This window comes from Mesorhizobium sp. B2-4-7, from assembly GCF_006442685.1.
Classification (GTDB): domain Bacteria; phylum Pseudomonadota; class Alphaproteobacteria; order Rhizobiales; family Rhizobiaceae; genus Mesorhizobium.
On sequence record NZ_VFVH01000002.1, the window covers coordinates 38,861 to 59,309 of the forward strand.

General features: G+C 65.4%; 14 protein-coding genes. 3 read left to right on the forward strand and 11 right to left on the reverse strand.

What is annotated here, in order from left to right:
- Positions 1-3: 3 nt before the first annotated feature.
- From addA to FJ946_RS06875, 11 genes are all read right to left on the reverse strand, one after another.
- Positions 4-3,525: a double-strand break repair helicase AddA gene (addA, locus tag FJ946_RS06820; protein WP_140563513.1), complete on the reverse strand. Its 3,522-nt coding sequence runs from the start codon at positions 3,523-3,525 to the stop codon at positions 4-6.
- Complete coding sequence (gene addB / locus FJ946_RS06825) at positions 3,522-6,656, reverse strand: double-strand break repair protein AddB (protein WP_140563515.1); 3,135 nt, start codon at positions 6,654-6,656, stop codon at positions 3,522-3,524. The genes addA and addB overlap by 4 nt, the downstream gene beginning before the upstream one ends.
- Positions 6,653-7,417 (reverse strand): nucleotidyltransferase family protein, encoded by a 765-nt coding sequence (locus FJ946_RS06830; protein WP_281405852.1) that lies wholly within the window; start codon positions 7,415-7,417, stop codon positions 6,653-6,655. The genes addB and FJ946_RS06830 overlap by 4 nt, the downstream gene beginning before the upstream one ends.
- The gene (tsaE, locus tag FJ946_RS06835) at positions 7,414-8,925 is read right to left on the reverse strand and encodes a tRNA (adenosine(37)-N6)-threonylcarbamoyltransferase complex ATPase subunit type 1 TsaE (protein ID WP_140563517.1); all 1,512 of its coding nucleotides are present in this window, start codon (positions 8,923-8,925) and stop codon (positions 7,414-7,416) included. Before tsaE ends, FJ946_RS06830 begins: the two co-directional genes overlap by 4 nt.
- 8 nt (positions 8,926-8,933) lie before the next feature.
- Positions 8,934-11,489, reverse strand: coding sequence for a PAS domain-containing sensor histidine kinase (locus FJ946_RS06840; protein WP_140563519.1), 2,556 nt, complete (start codon positions 11,487-11,489; stop codon positions 8,934-8,936).
- A gap of 187 nt (positions 11,490-11,676) precedes the next feature.
- On the reverse strand, positions 11,677-13,077 hold the full coding sequence (gene ahcY, locus FJ946_RS06845; RefSeq protein WP_140517752.1) for an adenosylhomocysteinase: 1,401 nt from the start codon (positions 13,075-13,077) through the stop codon (positions 11,677-11,679).
- A gap of 173 nt (positions 13,078-13,250) precedes the next feature.
- Entirely contained in the window at positions 13,251-13,547 is a 297-nt protein-coding gene (locus FJ946_RS06850) for an HPr family phosphocarrier protein (RefSeq protein WP_140491179.1), read from the reverse strand.
- On the reverse strand, positions 13,544-13,945 hold the full coding sequence (locus FJ946_RS06855; protein ID WP_010912939.1) for a PTS sugar transporter subunit IIA: 402 nt from the start codon (positions 13,943-13,945) through the stop codon (positions 13,544-13,546). The genes FJ946_RS06850 and FJ946_RS06855 overlap by 4 nt, the downstream gene beginning before the upstream one ends.
- A gap of 164 nt (positions 13,946-14,109) precedes the next feature.
- Complete coding sequence (locus FJ946_RS06865) at positions 14,110-14,556, reverse strand: HPr kinase/phosphorylase (RefSeq protein WP_140563521.1); 447 nt, start codon at positions 14,554-14,556, stop codon at positions 14,110-14,112.
- Between the two features lie 210 nt (positions 14,557-14,766).
- On the reverse strand, positions 14,767-16,551 hold the full coding sequence (locus tag FJ946_RS06870) for a sensor histidine kinase (protein ID WP_140491185.1): 1,785 nt from the start codon (positions 16,549-16,551) through the stop codon (positions 14,767-14,769).
- 143 nt (positions 16,552-16,694) lie between these two features.
- Positions 16,695-17,396 (reverse strand): response regulator transcription factor, encoded by a 702-nt coding sequence (locus FJ946_RS06875; RefSeq protein WP_010912942.1) that lies wholly within the window; start codon positions 17,394-17,396, stop codon positions 16,695-16,697.
- Between the two features lie 343 nt (positions 17,397-17,739).
- On the opposite strand from FJ946_RS06875, the gene FJ946_RS06880 reads away from it, so the two are divergent.
- From FJ946_RS06880 to lysM, 3 genes are all read left to right on the forward strand, one after another.
- Positions 17,740-19,350, forward strand: a complete 1,611-nt coding sequence (locus tag FJ946_RS06880; RefSeq protein WP_140563523.1) for a phosphoenolpyruvate carboxykinase — start codon at positions 17,740-17,742, stop codon at positions 19,348-19,350.
- Between the two features lie 84 nt (positions 19,351-19,434).
- Positions 19,435-19,872 carry an alternative ribosome rescue aminoacyl-tRNA hydrolase ArfB gene (arfB, locus tag FJ946_RS06885; RefSeq protein WP_140491189.1) on the forward strand — a complete coding sequence of 146 codons (438 nt, stop codon included), beginning with the start codon at positions 19,435-19,437 and terminating at the stop codon, positions 19,870-19,872.
- An 89-nt stretch (positions 19,873-19,961) separates the two neighbouring features.
- The gene (gene lysM, locus FJ946_RS06890) at positions 19,962-20,435 is read left to right on the forward strand and encodes a peptidoglycan-binding protein LysM (protein ID WP_140491191.1); all 474 of its coding nucleotides are present in this window, start codon (positions 19,962-19,964) and stop codon (positions 20,433-20,435) included.
- The last annotated feature ends 14 nt before the right edge of the window (positions 20,436-20,449 follow it).

Genomic DNA, 20,449 nt, shown 5'->3' on the forward strand with positions numbered 1-20,449 from the left:
GTGTCACGCTCGCGTGAGTCGGGCAAGAGCGTCATCCATGGCCCGAGCCGGCAGTTCGATCAGCCGCGGCGCCTCCGTGAACAGCAAGGCCGCCGTGACTTCGCGGCCGGGATAGAGCGGCCGCAGCAAGGCGCGATAGAGCGCGAGCTGCAGCAGATAGGCGGGCGGAACCTCGCCCAGCGAGGCGGGCGCCGGCCGATTGGTCTTGTAATCGATGATGGATACGCGGTCCGGCGTCACCGCCAACCTGTCGATCTTGCCGGAAATCGAGCGTTTCGTGCCCTTGACGTCGAGGCTGCTCATGACCGCCACTTCGGCGCGCGAAGAGGGTCCGAAAAGCGGCGCGAAACGCGGATCGGCAAGGATCGCCATCACCGAGGCGACCGCCTTTTCGCACTCGCCGGCCGGCCATTGCGCGCCGGCGCGGGCGAGATAGCGTTCGGCTGCGCCCTGGCGTTCGTTTTGCGCCACGCCGGGCAGCATCTGCAGCAGTTTGTGCAGCGCCAGGCCTCGCATGACGGCGAAGCCGGGTTCGGCGTCGCCATCCAGCACTGGCGAGCCGGTGTCGATGACGCTTTCCTTGCCCTCGTCGATCAGGGCGGAGGCTCCGGATGGCGACAGCGGGCGCGGCAGGTCCTCGTATGGCGGCAGCGGCTTGAACAAGATTTCGGGCGGCGGCCCGAAGTCCCGCGTCTGCCTGGCTTCGCTCTCGGCGACCGGTGCAAACGGCGGCAATCCGGTCACCTGGAAGCGATGCACTGAGACGCCGCCGCCGGCCGGATGCGGATACTCGGCACTCTCCGGCGCCCCGACCAGGGCACGGCTGACGAGCGAATGCCAGGTGCCGGTGTTCGGCGCGCGCTTGCCGTGATAACCGCAGACGATCAGCCTGTCCTCGGCCCGGGTCATGCCGACATAGAGCAGCCGCCGATACTCGTCATCGGCGAGATCGCGCGCCCTTGCCGCGGCAGCCTTCGAAATGGCGTTGGCGACGTCGCTGGCCGAACGCCAGAGAAAGCCCTTGCCGCTCCAGTTCAGCCCGGAACCCTCGAACGGCATCAGGCGCGGCAGGTGCTGATCGCTGAACGGAGCCGAACCGCCATCGACCAGGAAGACGACAGGCGCCTCGAGCCCCTTGGCTGCATGCACGGTCATGACGCGGACCTCGTCGCGGGTCTGGTCCATCTCGCGCTTGATTTCTGGACCGGCGCTCTCCAGCGTCGACAGGAAGGCTTCCAGCCCGGGCAAGCCGGTCCGCTCCTCGGCAAGGCAGAAACTCAGGAATTCGTCGAGAATGTCCCCGGCTTCCGGCCCGAGCCGCGCAACCATCTTGCGGCGCACGCCACCGCGTGCCAGCAGGCCGGCATAGAATTCGAACACCGGCTTGAAGACGGCCTCGTTGGCCCAGATGTCGAGTTGAGCGGCGACCGCCGCGAGCGCTTCGCTTTGGCTGGCATGCTGGCGCAGGGACTCGGCCAGCGACAGGCCGGATGGTCTTTGCGCGGCCAGTGTGAAAAGCATCTCTTCCGACAGATCGAAGATCGGGCTCCGCAGCACGGCGGCGAGCGACAGATCGTCCTGCGGCTGGATCAGGAAATGGCCGAGCGCGATCAGGTCCTTGACCGCGATGTGGCCGGGCAGGCTCAACCGGTCCGCGCCGGCGACCGGGATGTCACGACGTTTCAGGGCACGCGTCAGTGCATGAACGAAGCGATCGCGCTTGCGCACCAGCACCAGCACGTCGCCAGGGCGCAGCCTCTTGCCGCGGCCTTCGATGACCTCGCCATTGCCGATCCAGCCGGCAATGGTGGCGGCGACGTTTTCGGCAACCCGAACCGCCGGCGCGCGGGCATGGTCGACTGCCTGGGTCCAGTCGTCCGGCTCGTCGACGACATCGGCGCCGATGGATGGCCAGACCTCGACATAGCCCGGTGCATCGGTGCGTATCGCCTTGTGGCTCAGCGGGTCGGGGTCATGGCTGATGCCGCGCCGCACGACCGGATCGGCGAAGACACGGTCGACAGCGGCCAGAACATCGTCGGTCGAGCGGAACGACCAGGTGAGCTTCAGATCGGCGAAGGGCGCATCGGCGTCGCGCACCTTGCTTGCGAACAGGAGCCTGCTGTCGGCGAAGGAATCCGGCGCCGCTCCCTGGAAGGAATAGATCGACTGTTTTTCGTCACCGACAGCGAAGATCGTCCGATGCGCGGTGTCGCGGGCGCCGATGCCGGCGAAGAATTCCTCGGCCAGCCGCTTCACCACCTCCCACTGGTCGGGGCTGGTGTCCTGCGCCTCGTCGAGCAGGATGTGGTCGATGCCCTGGTCGAGCTTGTATTGCACCCACGGGCCGGCATCGGGCCTGGCCAGGAGACTGACGGTGCGGGTGATCAGGTCGTTGAAGTCGAGGAACCCGCGGCCACGCTTCAACTGCTCGTAGCGGGCGACCAGCCAGTCGGCCAGCGTCAGCGCGGCGCGCGTGCCCTCCAGCATTCGGAACAGGGCGAGCCGGTCGACCGTCTCGACGATTGCGGTGGTCGCCGAGAGATAGCGCTCCGCCAGGTCCGGCAGCCGGTCGAGCAGCGCCTTTTTGAATGCATTGGCTGGATCGTAGACGTCGCCGTCGGCCTTCAGGAAAGCCCGCGAAAGCAGCTGCAGGCGGCGCACGGGGTCGGTTTCCGCGAAAGCCAGGCGCGCATGAGGCAAGATGTTGTTGAGCACCGTCCTGGCGTCGGCGGCCTCCGCCGCCTGGGCGAAGCCGGCAAAATAATCCGGCAGGAAGCCGGGCAGCGGCCAGATGGCGGTCGCTATGCCTTCGGCGGTCTGGCCGGGGCGGAATTGGAATTCGTCGAACAGCGTCTGGAAGTTCGGGCCGCCTCGATCGATTTCACCGATGAAGGCGCCCAGTTCGTCGCGCTTGCGGACGATCTCACCCAGCAAAGCGTCGAGCCCGGCCTCGCCACCGCGCTCGAGCACGGCGGCGAAAGCTTCGGCGAGGTCCGGCCGATCCGCCGCGCTGCCCGAAATCATTTCACGGCGCGCGGCGGCGAACAACGATGCCTCCATCTGCGGGTCGAGCATCTCGAAATGCGCGGGGATGTTGGCTTCCAGCGGGAACTGGTGCAGCACCGATTCGCAGAAGGCATGAATGGTCTGGATCTTCAGGCCGCCGGGCGTTTCCAGCGCCTCGGCAAACAGGCGGCGGGCGCGGCGCATGGTTTCGCAGTCGGGCCGGCGGCCATCGAGCGCCTCGACCCTCACCGCCAGTTCGGCATCGCCGAGCGCGGTCCATTCCGACAGGGTCGAGAACACCCGGTTCGACATGTTGGCGGCGGCGGCACGCGTATAGGTCAGGCACAGTATCTTCGACGGATCGGTGCCGCGAAGCAGGAGGCGGATCACGCGCTGGGCCAGCACATGGGTCTTGCCGGACCCGGCATTGGCCGACACCCAGGCGGAATTCCTCGGATCCGAGGCGCTGGCCTGCCTGGAGGCGGTTTCGCCGGGGATGGGATAGGCTTTCTTCATGCCTCCCCTCCCTCGTCATCCGCATCGCCGCCCGCCGACCATTCGAGCACGCGGGCGAGATGGTCGTAGTTGCCGTCGGTCTCGCCTTCGCGGAACGGCAGTGCCCGCGACAGGTAGCCGGCCGCCGGATCGGCATAGTGGATGAGCAATTTCTCCAGCCGCGCCCAGGCCTCCTCGGCGAGGTCCGTGGCGGTGCGTGGCTGCCGGTTGTATTCGAGGATCGATTCCTCGAAGACCTCGCCATTCGGCTTCAGCCTGACAAAAGCCAATTGCGAGGGCTCGCGCGCGCCGAGTTCCTGGAAAGCGCCGCGCCTGAGCAACGCGCCCTCCAGGGCCAGTTGCGGCGACAGCAGCGTGTGCGCCTGCGCCTTGGAAGGCGAGGAGCCGGTCTTGTAGTCCAATATGTCGGCCATGCCGCCATGGAGAAGATCGACCCGGTCGGCATAGCCCGACAGGGTGATCCCGGATTGGCCGACCACGGTCTTGGCCGCTCGCGCCTCGGCGTGGCGCCGGGCCACGGCCCCAGCGCGGCCGCGTTCCCATTCGATGATGCTGGCGGCGAGCTTTTCGAAACGCGGCCACCAGACCGCCTCGACATCGGCGGGAAGTGCTGCCTCGGCGAAGCAGGTTCGGCCGGCGGCGAGCAGGCCGGCCAGCGCATCGGGAGCACGCGGATCGGCCACGCTGCCCGAGAACAGATGCAGGATGGCGTGGAACAGCGTGCCGCGCTCGGCCGCACCCGGGTCGCGGATGACCGGGTCGAGCGGCAGCAGGCCGAGGATGCGCCTGGCATAGATGGCGTAGGGATCGCGACGCAGCGTCTCGATCTCGGTGACCGAGAAATGGGTTGGACGCAGCGCGACCGGCGGCTTCGGCTGCGGGCGCGGCGCGAAATCCCGCCGCGGGCCGGTATCGAGCGCGCGCGCCCAGGCGATGAGCTCGTCGCCGCGTTCGGCAAGCCTGGCTGCCTGGTCCTTGCCGATATAAGTGAGAATGCGCTGCAGCCAGCGCGAGGGCACGGCGGGCGCGTCACCGGCGCGTGCGGAGCGCGACAGCACCACCTTCGCCGCCCCCATGGCCATCTGGAAATCATGCGCGGCAAGCCCAATGCGCCGTTCGGGCGGCTCCAGGTCGATGCCGGTCTTCATCAGCCGCGACATGAAGCGATCGCTTTCGGGTTTGCGCGGCCACACGCCTTCGTTCATGCCGCCGATGACCAGCGTGTCGACATTCTGCAAGCGGGCTTCCAGCGCCCCCCAGATGGCGATGTTCCTGTCTGTGCCTTGCGCCGGCTTGACCGTCTCGGGCGCGATCAGCGCCGCCATGACATCTGGCCATTCGTCGGCGGCAAACGACAGCGGCACGGACGCCGCGACCAGTCCACGCAACAGGTCGGCCAGTTTCTCGCCGGCATCGCCGGCATAGAGTGCGCCAAGCCCGCCATCGGCCGCACGGCCGAGATTTTCCAACACCACGACGCTGGCCCCGACCAGCGCGACAAGACCGGCGTCGGCCTGGCCGCGAAAGGCGGCAAGCGGCGCCAGCGCTTCGTTGAGACGTCCGAGCAAATTCCGCGCGCCTTCGATGGCGCGCACGGTCAGCCGGGCAAACCAGAAAGGCCGCCTGCTGTCGGCGCCGAGGTCAACCAGGCGGGCTTCGAACAGGTCCGGCAGCGACGCGATGTCGGGGCGGCCGGTGCCGCCGCGCAGCGCCACCAGCTCGATCAGTTCCGCCGCATGGCGAACGCTCGTCCGGTCCAGGCCAACGGCAAGCAGGGGATGCTTGAGCAACGACAGCAGGCCGACGGGGTCACCGGGGCGGAACACCGCCTGCAACGCCAGCCCAAGCAGGCCGGCGGCGGGCGTGTTGGAAAGCGGCACACCGCCGGAATCGTCGGCGACGACGCCGAAGCGGGCGAGTTCGACCGAGACGCGGCGCGCCAGCGCCCGGTCGCCGGTAACGAGAGCCGCCCTTTGGCCGGGCTGCTCGACGGCGCGCTTGAGCGCAACGGCGATCGCCACGGCTTCATCGCGTTCGCTGGCCGCTTCCAGCAGGCTCACGCCGGAGAACGCCTGCTCGATGTCGGAGGCGGAAAAGCCGCTGCGCGTCTCGGCCCACAATTCGGTGGTCTCGGCCGGCCGCAGCGCTTCGCCCACGAGGGCGGCGCGAAGCGCGAGTTCATGTCCGGCCGCGCCTATCTCCTCGACATCGCCGCGCAGCACCCCGATGGTGCCGATCAGCTTGGCGAGGCCGTATTGCGGATGGCCGAGCACGGCCGGACGTGCGCCCGGCGCCGTGATGGCCTGGAAGGACGGCTCATCCATCGTCCGGTCGAGGCCTGGCAGCACGATGGCTCCGCCCGCCAAGCGGGCGATGGCGGCCAGCAGCTCTGCCGTGGCGGGGATGGAGCCGGTGGAACCGGCGGCGATAACCGGCCCGGCGGGCGGATTGCGCCGCAACCGCGCCGCTTCCAGCCGGAGCAGGGCGCTGCGATGCGCGGCCGGGTTGGAGAGGTTCCGTTCCCCAAGGAATTTCGGCCAGGCTTCGGTGACGATGCCGAGGAAATCGAGCGTGACCTGCCACCATCCCGCGAGATTGCCGCTCACCAGATCGGCGAGCCGCGTCCAGTCCGTGCCTTCCGTCTCGATCTCATCCATAAGCCGGGCGAGATCGCGCGCCAGCCAGATCGCATCGGCGGCGGAGGCCGGAATGACGATCTCCTCGTCGAAAAGCGCCGCCACATGCGCCGGCAGCCGGCGTTTCCAGGCACGCACCAACGGCGCCAGCAGCAACAGGCGTTCGGTCGCCGCGATCGGCGGCGCGAGGTCGATGGCCGCCGACGCTTCCGTCTCGAACGCGGCCTCGTCCTCATCGAACTCGCCGAGCGGCCGGATGACCGGCAGAATCGCCGAACCGCCGCCGCCCCTCGCCGACAGGCTGTCGACGAAGACGCCACGCAAGGCGCGCGCGGCGCGGCGCGTCGGCACATAGATGATGACATCGGCCAAAGCGAGCGGGTCGCCATCGAAGCGAAAGCCCGGAACAAGACGCCCGGCCAGCAGCGCCTCGGCAAGCGTCGGCAGAAACGGCGCACCGGGCGGAATGGAGAAAACGCGGCCCGGGCCGCTCATTGCAACTCGGCTAGCGCGTCGGCGACCGCCGCTTCCGCGCTCGCAATAGCGTCAGGCGTGCCGACGGTGATCCAATGGCCATGCATCGGCATGCCGGACAGCCGGCCGGCGGCGATCGCCTTGTCGAAGTAGGCGTTAAGCGAATGAGGTTCCGGCAGGGCACCCTTGAAGATGCGCGGATGGACGATCGCCGCCCCGGCATAGATCAGGCCCGCCGGATCGCCCTTGGAACGCCGCAGGGTGCCGTCCGGCGCCACCAGGAAATCGGTGCTGCCGCAGTGTCCGGTCGCCTGATGGAGATCCGCCAGCATCAGCAGAATATCCATTTTCGCGGCGTCCCATGCAAGGGCGAGACGGTTGAGATTGAGCGTTCCTTGGTCGATCCAGAAGGTGTCGGCGTTGAGGATGTAGAAGGGCTGTTGGCCGAGCTCCGGCAGCGCCTTGACGATGCCGCCGGCGGAATCGAGCAACCGCTCGCTCTCGTCCGAAATGACGATCCGCGGCGCATGGCGCGCGCCGAGATGGGCGACGATCTGTTCGGGAAGATAGTGCACGTTGACGACGGCCTTGCCGATGCCGGCCGCGGCGAGACTGTCGAGGCCCCAGTCGAGCAGCGTCTTGCCGGCGATCCTGACCAGCGGCTTGGGGATCGTGTCGGTGATCGGCCGCATGCGCTTGCCGAGCCCTGCGGCAAGCACTATCGCAGTTTTGGGCACGATCGCAGTTTTGGGCACGCTCGCTGCGTCCGGTATCGATGTCACGGCGTTTGCTCCTCCAGCAGACCGTGAGCGGTATAGAACTCGCGAAGGCCGGCCAAGGCAGGATGAGACAGCGCCCGGCGCAGATAGTCGCGGATACGCGGCAAGTGCTTCAGATAATAGGGCTTGCCGTCGCGTTTTTCGAGCCGGACGAAGATGCCGAGGATCTTGGAATTGCGCTGCGCCGCCATGATCGCATAGGCCTCGAGGAATGCCGCCTCGTCAAATGGGCCGGCCGCGTGGCGGGCGGCGACATAGGCATCGAGCGTGCGTTTCTCGATGCCTGGCGGGATGGTGACGCGCGCGTCCATGGCCAGCGAGGCGACGTCGTAAGCGGCGGGGCCGATCAACGCGTCCTGGATATCGACGATACCGAGCCGGTCATGGCCGGAGCGCTCAGCGCGCCAGATGATGTTCGGCGAATGAAAGTCACGCAGCATCAGCGTGTATTGGCTGTCAGCGAGCCGGTCGAGAACCGCGTTCCACTCCTTGTGGTAGCCGACGCGCAAGGCATCGCCCGCCGGAGCGCCCGTCAGCATCGGCACGTACCAATCGACCAGCAGGTCCGCCTCGATCAGCATGGCGTCGCGGTCGAAGGGCGGCACATCGTGAAACACGCCGGGCGCGGCCTCCATCCGGTGGGGCCAGGTCTTGCCATGCATCATGGCGAGCAGTTCGGCCGCCGCCTCATAGCGCCCGGCGACCGGCCTGCCATGCCCGTCCAGGAAACCTTCGGAGCCCAGATGTTCGAGTAGCAGGAATCCCTGGTCGAGATCCTGCGCATGGATTTCGGGAACGCTGACCCCGGCGGCGAGCAGCGCGCGGTCGATGGCGGCGAAGGCTGACACCGACTGGGCGGTGTGGGCGATGACGCCATAGGGCTTGCCGTCGCGCACCGGCGGGCCCAGCACCAGCCGCGGCGAGTTCATCAGCACCCTCGCGGCGTGGCCTGGAAGCGAGACAATTTCGTAGGAGCGGGCAGAGGCATCGCCGATGAAATGGCGGCGGCTGGCCTCGCCCCATCCAGCGCCTTCGAGGAAATCACGCATGGCGAGCGACCGCGCCACCCGATCGTAGGCAGCGCCTTGCCCGGACAGTCTCGCCAATCGGCCATCGCCATGCTGGACGAGTTCGATCAACACGGCGGTCCCAGGCAAATAACCCTCGGCCCGTTCCGGCCATTCGACAAGGGCCGCGCCTTGCGCCAACGCCTCGTCGAAGCCCAGTTCATCGAGCTCGGCTGCCGAGGACAGGCGGTAGAGGTCGAAATGATGGACCGGGATGCGCGTATCGTAGCTTTGCACAAGGGTGAAGGTAGGACTCGGCACGTCGAGACCGGCATCGTCGGCCACGGCCCTGATCAGCGCCCGCGCCAGCGTCGATTTGCCCGCGCCGAGATCGCCCTTCAGCGCCAGGATGTCGCCGGCGCGCAACGCCAGCGCCAGATCCTCACCCAGCCGCGCTGTCTGTGTTTCGTCGGCGAGTAAACGCTCGAGCATCAATGCGGCCATCGAGTGCGCTACTCGGCCGCGGCGCGGATGCCCGGCATGTCGGGAAAGGTGCAGATGACGGTCGTGCCCTTGTCCTTGCCGGTTTCGATGCGGACGCTGCCGCCATGCAGCTCGACGAAGCTCTTGACGATCGACAGTCCGAGCCCGGCGCCGCGCCGGCGGCCGCCATTGGCGCGCGGCTCGAAGCGGCGGAACACCGAGTCAAGCACGTCGGGCGGCATGCCGGGTCCATCGTCATGGACCGAGAATTCCACACCGTCCGCCAACTGACGGCAGGCGAGCCGGATGGCGCTGGCCTCCGGCGCGTAGTTGGCGGCGTTGCTGAGCAGGTTGTAGAGGATCTGGCGGATGCGGATTTCGTCGCCGTGGAAGGTCTTCGGCGCCGCCGCGGCATCGACCTCGAGCCTGATTGAATGCTCTTCCAGCCGGTCGGCAACCAGCTCGGCGGCGGCGGCGATCGTGCGGTCGACATGGACCTCGGAAATGTCGAGCTGCATGATGCCGGCATCGACCGTGGCGAGGTCGAGTATGTCGTTGACGATGGTCAAAAGCACCGAGGACGACGAGCCGACATGCTCGACATATTCGCGCTGCTTCTGCGTCAGCGGACCGGTGGCCGGCAGCGACAGCAGTTCGGTGAAGCCGATGATGTTGGTCAGCGGCGAGCGCAGTTCGTAGGACACGTGCTGGACGAATTCGTTCTTGAGCTGGTCAGATTTCTCCAGCGCCTCGTTCTTGTCCTTGAGCGCGCGTTCGACACGGACGCTGTCGGTAACGTCGACGAAGGTCATCATCACTTGCCCGTTGGGCAGGGGGATCACGGCGTAGCGCAGCACGGTGCCGTTGTTGAGCTCGGTCTGGCCGTGGCGGTCGCGGCGCTCGTCGTCGAAGCCGGTGATGGCGGCGACGAAGCCGCCCCACGGGCTGTCGATCGCTTGCAGGTCGCAAAGCTCACGGATTGCGGAAACATGGACATTGGGCCGGGCGGTTTCGGCGTCCAGGCCCCACAAAGTAGCAAATGCCGGGTTCGACAGGCGCAGCCTGCCGTCGGGACCGAACACCGCCACGCCTTCGGCGAGGTTGTCGAGTGTTTCGCCCTGGACCCGCACCGCGGTGCGGTAGCGGCTTTCGAGGTCCATCTTCTCGGTCAGGTTCTCGAACACCCAGGTGACGCCGCCCTTGGGCTGCGGGTTGGCGACGACGCGGATGGTCTTGCCGTCGGGCAGGTGCCACCAATGCTCCTGCGATTCCACCGCGCGGTAGGCGCCGAGCAGGCCTTCCTTCCAGCGGCGCCACTCCGGCTGCTCGGCGATCTTGCCCTCGCTGCGCAGCCGATCCAGCAGCAAAGCGTTATCGGGCGCGCTGTGCAGGAAGCCTGCATCGAGGCCCCAGAGCTTCTGGAAAGCCTGGTTGAAGAAGCGCAGCTTCTCGTCGGTGTCGAAGATCGCGACCGCCGTGTTGAGCTGGTCGAGCGTGTCGGCGTGGCTGCGCACGGTGCGCTCATATTCGCTGCGGATCGTTTCGATGGCGCTGGTGTCGCAGGCAAGCCCGGCCGAACCGTCGGCGCCGGCGAAATCGGTCACCGCGAAGACGCGGCGGTCGCCCTCGATCACCGTGGAAAGCGTCTGTTCGAAGACAGGATGGGACTTGTGCTGGGCAGCGATCGCTTCGCGCGCCTGGCCGCCGAGGAATTCCTTGGCGTCGCGGACGGCCATCTCCGCGCTTTCGGCCTCGACCGCTTCGGCATAGGCCCGGTTCACCCATCTCAGGCGGCCGTCCTCGCCGCGCAGCCATGCCGGCATCTTCAGCGCCTCGAGCAGGCCGATCATCGTATCATGATCGGCGGCCAGCCGCTGGTTTTCGATCTTCAGCCGGGCCTGGCTGCGTTGCGTCTCGGAAAGGGAAACGAACCGCACCAGCACATGCGCCGCGCTCTTGCGGCCATGCACTTCCAGCGGAGCGCCGGTCTGCGTTTCGATGACGAGGTCGAAGGACACGGCTCTTTCGCGCAGCCCCGCGACGGCATGCTCGAGTGCCGCAGCCGAGCGCGGCATCAGCCAGCGGCCGAAGGCAAGGAAGGCGGCCCGCTCCTCGGGCGCGCCGCTTTCGACCGGCAGCGTGCCGATGAGCTCGGGTTTCTTGTTCTCCGAGGCCCAGACGACGACACGCTGGTCGCGCAAGTTGAGCAGCGCCTCCGAACGGCGCAGCGCCGCGTTGATGTCCGCGATGCGGCTCCTGAGCTCGACATTTTCGGCCGAGGTGCGCGCTCTCTCCCGGATCAGAACGATGGCCGACAGGAATGCCGCTCCCATCACTCCGACAAAGACGGCAAGCTGCACGACCTCGACCGTGCTCACCGATAGGCTTGCGGCCTCCGCACCAGCAGCCTGGGCGTGGGCCACCGTGCCGGCCAAAGGCCAGCCAAGTGCGGAGCCGGCAAGGAACAGTCCGGCGCGCGCGCGCCATGAAGGGTGCCCGCCTCGCGTGGCGGTGCCGGTAATCCTCGAATCGTCATGGCCGCCGGAAACGGCCCGTCCCGCGCAAAGCGGGTTATCCCCCGGCATGTCTTGGTCCTCTTCGCCGCCTGAATGCAAGACCGCCCTGATGCGTACGCCGGTCCTCGTCCCCGGACCGCGAATCACAACAATAGCGCCTGCTGGAATCGGCGTGAAGAATCATTCGGCGCAAAAATAAAGCCGGGCGAAAAGTCAATCGCCCGGCGTCAATATCTGGTAGTAAATTCAGCTTTGGTTAATAGCGGTAGTGTTCCGGCTTGAACGGACCCTGCGGGGTCACGCCGATATAGGCTGCCTGTTCGCCCGACAGTTCGGTCAGGCGAGCGCCGAGCTTGTCGAGATGCAGGCGCGCGACCTTCTCGTCGAGATGCTTGGGCAGCACGTAGACCTGGTTCTGGTACTGCTCGCCCTTGGTGAATAGCTCGATCTGCGCCAGCACCTGGTTGGTGAAGGACGCCGACATGACGAAGCTCGGATGGCCGGTGGCGTTGCCGAGGTTGAGCAGGCGGCCTTCCGACAGCAAGATCATGCGCTTGCCATCGGGGAAGGTGATCATGTCGACCTGAGGCTTGACGTTGGTCCATTTCAGGTTGCGCAGCGATGCCACCTGGATCTCGTTGTCGAAGTGACCGATGTTGCCGACGATCACCATGTCCTTCATCGAACGCATGTGGTCGAGGGTGACGACATCCTTGTTGCCGGTGGTGGTGATGACGATGTCGGCGGTGGGTGCGGCATCTTCGAGCGTGACGACCTCGAAGCCGTCCATCGCCGCCTGCAGGGCGCAGATCGGATCGACCTCGGTGACCTTGACGCGGGCGCCGGCGCCCTTCAGCGAGGCGGACGAGCCCTTGCCGACGTCGCCATAGCCGCAGACGACGGCGACCTTGCCGGCCATCATGGTGTCGGTGCCGCGGCGGATGCCGTCGACCAGCGATTCCTTACAGCCATATTTATTGTCGAATTTCGACTTGGTGACGGAGTCGTTGACATTGATGGCCGGGAAAGGCAGCAAGCCCTTCTTCTGCAGCTGGTAGAGCCTGTTGACGCCGGTGGTCGTCTCTTCGGTGACGCCCCGGATCGCTTCCTTCTGCTTGGTGAAGAAGCCGGGCGAAGCCTTCATGCGCTTCTTGACCTGGGCATAGAAATATTCCTCCTCCTCGCTGTGCGGATTGGACAGCACGTCCTCGCCGGCCTCGGCGCGCGCGCCGATCAGGATGTACATGGTGGCGTCGCCGCCATCATCGAGGATCATGTTGGAGGTGCCGCCGTCGGCCCACTGGAAAATCCTGTCGGTGTAGTCCCAGTACTGCTCAAGCGTCTCGCCCTTAACGGCGAAGACCGGGATGCCGGCCTCGGCGATGGCAGCAGCCGCATGGTCCTGGGTCGAGAAGATGTTGCAGGAAGCCCAGCGTATATCGGCACCGAGCGCCTTCAGCGTCTCGATCAACACCGCGGTCTGGATGGTCATGTGCAGCGAGCCGGTGATGCGCGCGCCCTTGAGCGGCTTCTTGGAGCCGAATTCCTCGCGGCAGGCCATCAGGCCCGGCATTTCGGTTTCGGCGATCTCGATTTCCTTGCGGCCCCAGCCGGCAAGCGAGATGTCGGCGACCACATAGTCCTTGCTACCCGTCATGGCAGTGCTCCGATGCGAATTGTTACGCTGTTGAATTGGTTGCGGATGCGCCCGCGCCGGCAGGCGCGTCGAAGGGCGCGAATTGCCCGACTGACTAGCAGATCGGCGTCAAGACGACAATGGGATATAAAGAAATCTTTATCCCTGCATGTCTTTCATGCGAAGGTAAGGGATCAGCATTCCTCGCCGAAGCGGGACGCCACCAGCTGCTCCAGCGCATTCATGACCTCAAGCGCTTCGGGACCGCTGGCGGTGACGCGAATCGAATAACCCGGACTTGCAGCCAGCATCATCAGACCCATGATCGAGGTGCCGCCGACCTTGACGCCGTCCTTCTCGACATGGACCGACGCGTTGTAGCCGCTGGCGAGCTGTACGAACTTGGCCGAGGCGCGCGCGTGCAGGCCGCGCTGGTTGACGATCGGAAATTCGCGGACGATCTGGTCCTTTTCCGACGACATCGTGCTCATTTGCTGCTCAGGAGCTGGCTGGCGACATTGATGTATTTGCGCCCCGCCGCCTGCGCCTCGTCGAGGGCCGCCGCCATGTTGTCGCCCTTGCGAATCGAGGAGAGCTTGATCAGCATCGGCAAATTCATGCCGGCGATGACTTCGGTGCGGCCGGACTCCATCACGGAAATGGCAAGGTTCGATGGCGTGCCTCCGAACATGTCGGTCAGCACGATGACGCCCGCCCCGGTGTCGACACGGGCGACGGCGTCGACGATGTCGCGCCGGCGCTGCTCCATATCGTCGTCAGCCCCGATCGCCACGGTTTCGAAATTGTCTTGTGGCCCGACGACATGTTCCACGGCATGTCGGAACTCGGTGGCCAGTTGACCGTGCGTTACAAGCACGAGTCCGATCATTCTTTGGTGGCTCCCGTCATCGCCGCTTCACAGGCGCATTTTATGCTCGCCAGCCATTCCAGGCGGCGGGAGCGCTATCTTGTCGACGCGCGGCTCGTTGACAAGCCCAAAATTGCGCCGGCCCATGCCATTTTGACGCATTGCAGCAAAAAACCCCGGTCGCATCATAGAAAAGGCGCGATCGACAGATGCGCCATCACGGCGGGCAAGGCAGCGGCAATATTGCGTTCCGCCACGTCAATCCGCGGCACCAGGCAGCCGGCGATGTTGTCGTCGGCATCCTCCTGAAAGCGTGCCACTTCGCCGGCCGGCAAAAGCCTGACATGCAGATCGATGACGGCGCCCGCCTCAAACGGCACGGGTCGCGGACCACGCCCGCGCACCTCGACCAGGCCCTCGATCGCGGCGGGCGCGCGGCACACCAGCCGTCCCGCATGTGCCATGACGAAAAGCTGGTCGTCGCCGACGAGCCGTGAGAACAAGCCTCGCGGGTGGCAATGGTCAATGAGCGCCAGCGCCAGCGTCGTCTTGCCCGAACCGGATGCGCCGCTGACGAGAACGCCGCGCTCGCCGATCAGGATGGCCGTTGCGTGGATGTTTTCAGGCTGCATGAGCGTGCCCGCTTATGCATTTCGGAAATCCTGATCCAACCCCGTCATCCCGAGAATCTGCAGGCCTTCCAATAGTGTTCGCACCATAGTCCCGCTGTGCGGCGGATCCACGGGACAAGCCCGAGGATGACGGCCGCAAGGCCGCGATATCCGGGATCATTTTTGCATGAGGCATGATCTGATCCGAAAACCGGTTCCCACTTTTCGGGATCATGCTTCGGCCGGCAGCGTAACCACGAAGCGGGCGCCCTTGATCTCGCCTGGCTTGGTGCCGGGGATGTTCTCGGCGGTCAGCGTGCCGCCATGGGCCTCGACGATCTGCCTGGATATCGACAGGCCAAGGCCTGAATTCTGGCCGAACGCCTCGCCGGCGGGCCGGTCGGTGTAGAAACGTTCGAAGATGCGGTCGATGTTGTCGGCACGGATGCCGGGACCATTGTCATCGACGGTGAGGATGTTGAACTTGCCGGTGCGCGCCAGCGACAGGATGATGTGGCCGCGCTCCTCTGGCACGAAGGAGCGGGCGTTCTCGATCAGGTTGGTGATAACCTGGCCGATGCGCAGGTCGTGGCCGACGACGAAATAGCCCTTGACGCCCTGCGGCAGCTTGGCGACCCTGAGCTCGATCTCGACCGCCTTCTTGTTGCGCGTCGTTTCACGCGAGACGGCGACGAGGTCGGTGATGAACTTCTTCAGGTCCACGGTCCCCGCGTCATCCCGCGCCAGCTCGGCGTCGAGACGGGAGGCGTCCGAAATGTCGGTGATGAGGCGGTCCAGCCGCCTGACGTCGTGCTGGATGATCTCCATCAGCCGGCTGCGCGAATTGTCGTTCTTGGCGAGCGGCAAGGTCTCCACCGCGCTGCGCAGCGAGGTCAGCGGGTTCTTCAATTCATGGGAAACATCGGCGGCGAAGCTCTCGATCGCCTCGATGCGCGCATAGAGCGCGTTCGTCATGTCGCGCACGGCAATCGACAGATTGCCGATCTCGTCCTGCCGGTCGGAGAAATCAGGGATTTCCTCGCGGCTCTTGACGCCGCGCCGCACCCGCACGGCCGCCGCCGACAGCCGGCGCAGCGGATTGGCGATGGTGGAGGCCAGAAGCATCGACAGGATGGCGGTGACGAGCGCCGCGATGCCAAAGACGCGCAGGATCGCCTTGCGTTCGGCGGCGACGATCTTATCGATGTCGCCGCCTTCGGTCGACAGCATCAACACGCCGAGAACGGCGCGGAAGCGCTGGATCGGCACCGCGACGGAAACGATCTGCTCGCCCTGTTCGCTGATCCGGACGATGGTCGACGGGCTGCCGGTCAGCGCCTTGACCACTTCCGGGAAGGCGGCGCCATTGCCGCCCGGCTGCTCGTGATAGACCGGCAGATCGGTGTTGCGGAAGAAGTCGAAGATGAACTTCTGGATGCGTTCGACAAGGTCGGGCTCTTCCTCGTCGACCGGGGGCAGATCGTACCGAAGGATCTGGCCGCGCGAATAGAGATGGCGCGAATCGAGCAGCAAATTGGCGTCGCGGTCGTAGATGCGGGCGCGGGTGCGGGTCGGCGAGATCAGCCGGCGCAGCACCGGGGCGACGCGCTCGGGATTGATCGGGAAATCCAGATTGTCGAGCTGGTCGGAGCCCGGTCCCAGGCTTTCGCCGGCCTGCAGCTCAAGCAGCTTTTCCGGATCGATGCTGATCGAATCGGTCTCGACCGTCGCCGAGGCGGCGATCGCGCCGGCGATGATCTCGCCCTGGGTCATCAGGCTTTCGACGCGGGCGTCGATCAGCCCGTCGCGGAAGGTGTTGAGATAGAGAATGCCGGTGACCAGGACTGCGAGGCCGGCGAGATTGAGGAAGAGGATACGCCGCGTCAGGCTGGAAAAGATGTGATGGCCGAGGAAGCGGCGCATGGGCACGGTGAGCTTCGACAGGAACGCGGGCATGATGCGCGCCGGCCGCCTTGCAACGCCCGCCGATCTGCTCCGCTGTGCTTCCACTGCCATCGAACAGCAGTTCCCTGCTTAGTATTAGTGAGTAGCGGGTAGCGAATAGAGAAATGGTTGGCTGAGATCACGGCGATGCACGGGTGGCCGCTCGCACCATTCAAAACTGACTACCGACTATTCTCTATTGCCTACCCGCCTATTCACGCCTCGCGGAACCGGTATCCGACTCCGTAAAGGGTTTCGATCATCTCGAAGTCGTCGTCGACGGCCTTGAACTTCTTGCGCAGCCGCTTGATGTGGCTGTCGATGGTACGGTCGTCAACATAGACCTGCTCATCATAAGCCGAATCCATCAGCGCATCACGACTTTTTACGACGCCGGGGCGCTGTGCCAGCGAATGCAGGATCAGGAATTCGGTGACGGTGAGCGTCACCGGTTCCCCCTTCCAGGTGCAGGTGTGGCGTTCCTGGTCCATGACGAGCTGGCCGCGCTCGAGCGAGCGCGCCTGCTGGCTGGGCGCTTTTGCCGCGGCCTCACGGGCGCTGGCACGACGCAACACCGCGCGCACCCGCTCGACCAGCAAACGCTGCGAGAAGGGTTTGCGGATGAAGTCGTCGGCGCCCATCTTGAGGCCGAACAGCTCGTCGATCTCGTCGTCCTTGGAGGTCAGGAAGATGACCGGCAGGTCGGATTTCTGGCGCATCCGGCGCAAGAGTTCCATGCCGTCCATGCGCGGCATCTTGATGTCGAGGATGGCGAGATTCGGCGGGCGCGCCGCCAGGCCTTCCAGCGCGGACGCACCATCCGTGTAGGTTTCGACGCGATAGCCTTCCGATTCGAGGGCGATCGACACCGAGGTCAGAATGTTGCGGTCGTCATCGACAAGCGCGATTGTTGCCATTTCAAGCGGCTCCCTCATGAGCTGTCCCTTCTTTGGTAGAGAAGGGGCTTTTGCAGGACAAATTAGGTACAAAATGTGGCATAGGCCTTCGCCGCTGTCACGGGCGGCATGCCGGCGGCCACGATCGCACCTCGATATGGATTGGACGAACCAGCGCCGCCAATCCTTTGGGCAACCACGAAACTTTTTGCACATATAAACGATTTAAACAACTTTCAAAATTTTTAAATCGATTAATGATTTGATATCATTCGGCTTTTCTGGTTCTGACCATCTAAGCTCGCGTAGTGGGCGTGCCGGAAAGGCGCCGGCAAAGATGCGGCAAATCGGAGAAGGGTCACCCATGTCGGAAGTCGGCAAACGCAATCCTGCCTGCGCGATCGATCGTATCGGTCTCAGAACCTCTGGCCTGGTGCGCTACAATTTCGGGGCGCCCGCCCTCTACGAGGAATCGATCAGGCGCGGCGAAGCGCGGCTGACCGCACATGGCGCGCTGGTCGCCGAAACAGGCCAGCACACCGGCCGTTCGCCCAAGGACAAGTTCGTCGTCCGCGACGGCGCCACCGAGAATGACATCTGGTGGGACAACAACAAGGCGATCTCGCCGGACCAGTTCGAGACGCTGCTCGAAGAGTTCCGGGCGCACGCCGCGGACAAGGATCTCTACGTGCAGGACCTTGTCGGCGGCGCAGACCATGAGCTGAAGCTGCCCACCAGGGTCATCACCGAGTTTGCCTGGCATTCGCTGTTCATCCGCAACCTGCTGATCCGTCCGGAAGCTGCGGAGCTCGACCATTTCGTGCCCGAGATGACGATCATCGACCTGCCCTCCTTCCGCGCCGACCCCGCCCGCCACGGCACCCGCACCGAAACCGTGATCGCCGTCGACCTCACCCGCAAGATCGTCCTGATCGGCGGCACTTCCTATGCCGGCGAGATGAAGAAATCGGTGTTCACAATGCTGAACTACCTGCTGCCGGCCAAGGGCGTGATGCCGATGCACTGCTCGGCCAATGAGGGCGCTGGCGGCGACGCCGCGATTTTCTTCGGCCTGTCGGGCACCGGCAAGACGACGCTGTCGGCCGATCCGTCGCGCACGCTGATCGGCGACGACGAGCACGGCTGGGGGCCGCACGGCATCTTCAATTTCGAAGGCGGCTGCTATGCCAAGACCATCAAGCTGTCGGCGGAAGCGGAGCCTGAGATTTTCGCCACCACGCAGCGCTTCGGCACGGTGCTGGAGAACGTCGTTCTCGACGCCCATGGCGTGCCGGATTTCGACGACAGCCGGCTCACCGAGAACACGCGCTGCGCCTATCCGCTCGACTTCATACCCAATGCCAGCAAGACGGGGCGCGCCGACCATCCCCGGAACATCATCATGCTGACCGCCGACGCTTTCGGCGTGATGCCGCCGATCGCACGACTGACCCCGGCGCAGGCGATGTATCATTTCCTGTCCGGCTACACGGCCAAGGTGGCCGGAACGGAGAAGGGCGTGACCGAGCCCGAAGCGACGTTCTCGACCTGTTTCGGCGCGCCGTTCATGCCGCGCCATCCCTCGGAATATGGCAATCTGCTGCGCGAGCTGATCGCGCAGCACGGTGCCGATTGCTGGCTGGTCAACACCGGCTGGACTGGCGGCGCCTACGGCACAGGCAGGCGGATGCCGATCAAGGCGACGCGCGCGCTGCTTGCCGCGGCACTCGACGGCTCTCTGAAGACGACCGGTTTCCGTACCGACGCCAATTTCGGTTTCGAGGTGCCGGTGGCGGTGCCGGGCGTCGACGCCGCCATCCTCGACCCGCGATCGACCTGGGCCGACAAATCGGCCTATGACCGGCAAGCGGCAAGGCTGGTCGGCATGTTCGCCGTCAATTTCGAGAAGTTCGAAAGCCATGTCGACGCCTCCGTCCTCGGCGCGGCGCCGCACATGCGGGAAGCGGCGGAATAATCGCCCGCCAGGCTCAGCCATCCTCGCAAGGCCCGGTCCCGATCGGGCCTTTTCTTTTTTCGTGCGCCGCGCCATGACTGCGGCATGACGAGCGACGACACAATCATCATTGCCGACGATGCCGTGATCCATCCGGGTGATCTGCACGAGGATTTCATCCGCTCCTCCGGCCCCGGCGGGCAGAACGTCAACAAGGTGGCGACGGCGGTGCAGCTGCGCTTCGATGCACGCAACGCACCCGGCCTGTCGGAGCGCGTGCGCGAACGCACGATCAGGCTTGCCGGCCAGCGCGCCACCAAGGACGGCGTCATCGTCATCGAAGCCGGACGCTTCCGCACGCAGGAGCAGAACCGGGCGGATGCACGGGCGCGGCTGACGGCGCTGGTCGCCAAGGCGGCCGAGCCGCCACCGCCGCCGCGCAAGAAGACGAGACCGTCGAAAGGCGCGGTCGAACGGCGGCTGAAGAGCAAGGCCGGACGCGGCACCATCAAGAAACTGCGCGGCCGGGTAGAGAACGATTAAGCAACACACCAATCGCGCGCGTGAACCCGCTTTCAATTTCGCTTTGCAGATGCAAGGTTTACTCATTGCCACAGCAAGGAGACCTGGAGATGGGTATGTTCGATTTCGTCAAGAGCGTCGGCAAAAAGCTCGGCATAGGCGGTGACGAGGAAGCGGCACCCAGCGCCGATACGCTCAAGAAAGAACTCGATTCGCACAAGCTCGGTACCGACGGCGTGCAGGTCGTCGTCCAGGGCGACACGGCGGTGCTGAAGGGCGTGGTCAAGGACCAGTCGGTTTTCGAAAAGGCGGTCATCGCCGTCGGCAACACGCTAGGCGTCTCCAAGGTGCAGGCGGACGAGTTGCAGGTCGCGCCGGCCTCCGGTTCGGCGGCGGCCGCGGCCAAGGAACCGACCTTCTACACCGTCCAGAAGGGCGACAATCTCTGGAAGATCGCCGAGAAAAGCTATGGCAAGGGCAAGGGCGCCAAGAACACGGTCATCTTCGAGGCCAACAAGCCGATGCTGACCCATCCCGACAAGATCTATCCGGGGCAGGTCCTGCGCATTCCAGACCTCACCTGATCAAGGGAGACGCG

Coding starts and splice junctions, on each gene's coding strand:
- FJ946_RS06875 (WP_010912942.1), bottom strand. CDS start 17,396: ATGGCAACAATCGCGCTTGTCGATGACGACCGCAACATTCTGACCTCG.
- tsaE (WP_140563517.1), bottom strand. CDS start 8,925: ATGGCCGCATTGATGCTCGAGCGTTTACTCGCCGACGAAACACAGACA.
- FJ946_RS06870 (WP_140491185.1), bottom strand. CDS start 16,551: ATGGCAGTGGAAGCACAGCGGAGCAGATCGGCGGGCGTTGCAAGGCGG.
- FJ946_RS06865 (WP_140563521.1), bottom strand. CDS start 14,556: ATGCAGCCTGAAAACATCCACGCAACGGCCATCCTGATCGGCGAGCGC.
- addB (WP_140563515.1), bottom strand. CDS start 6,656: ATGAGCGGCCCGGGCCGCGTTTTCTCCATTCCGCCCGGTGCGCCGTTT.
- ahcY (WP_140517752.1), bottom strand. CDS start 13,077: ATGACGGGTAGCAAGGACTATGTGGTCGCCGACATCTCGCTTGCCGGC.
- lysM (WP_140491191.1), top strand. CDS start 19,962: ATGGGTATGTTCGATTTCGTCAAGAGCGTCGGCAAAAAGCTCGGCATA.
- FJ946_RS06850 (WP_140491179.1), bottom strand. CDS start 13,547: ATGAGCACGATGTCGTCGGAAAAGGACCAGATCGTCCGCGAATTTCCG.
- arfB (WP_140491189.1), top strand. CDS start 19,435: ATGACGAGCGACGACACAATCATCATTGCCGACGATGCCGTGATCCAT.
- addA (WP_140563513.1), bottom strand. CDS start 3,525: ATGAAGAAAGCCTATCCCATCCCCGGCGAAACCGCCTCCAGGCAGGCC.
- FJ946_RS06840 (WP_140563519.1), bottom strand. CDS start 11,489: ATGCCGGGGGATAACCCGCTTTGCGCGGGACGGGCCGTTTCCGGCGGC.
- FJ946_RS06880 (WP_140563523.1), top strand. CDS start 17,740: ATGTCGGAAGTCGGCAAACGCAATCCTGCCTGCGCGATCGATCGTATC.
- FJ946_RS06855 (WP_010912939.1), bottom strand. CDS start 13,945: ATGATCGGACTCGTGCTTGTAACGCACGGTCAACTGGCCACCGAGTTC.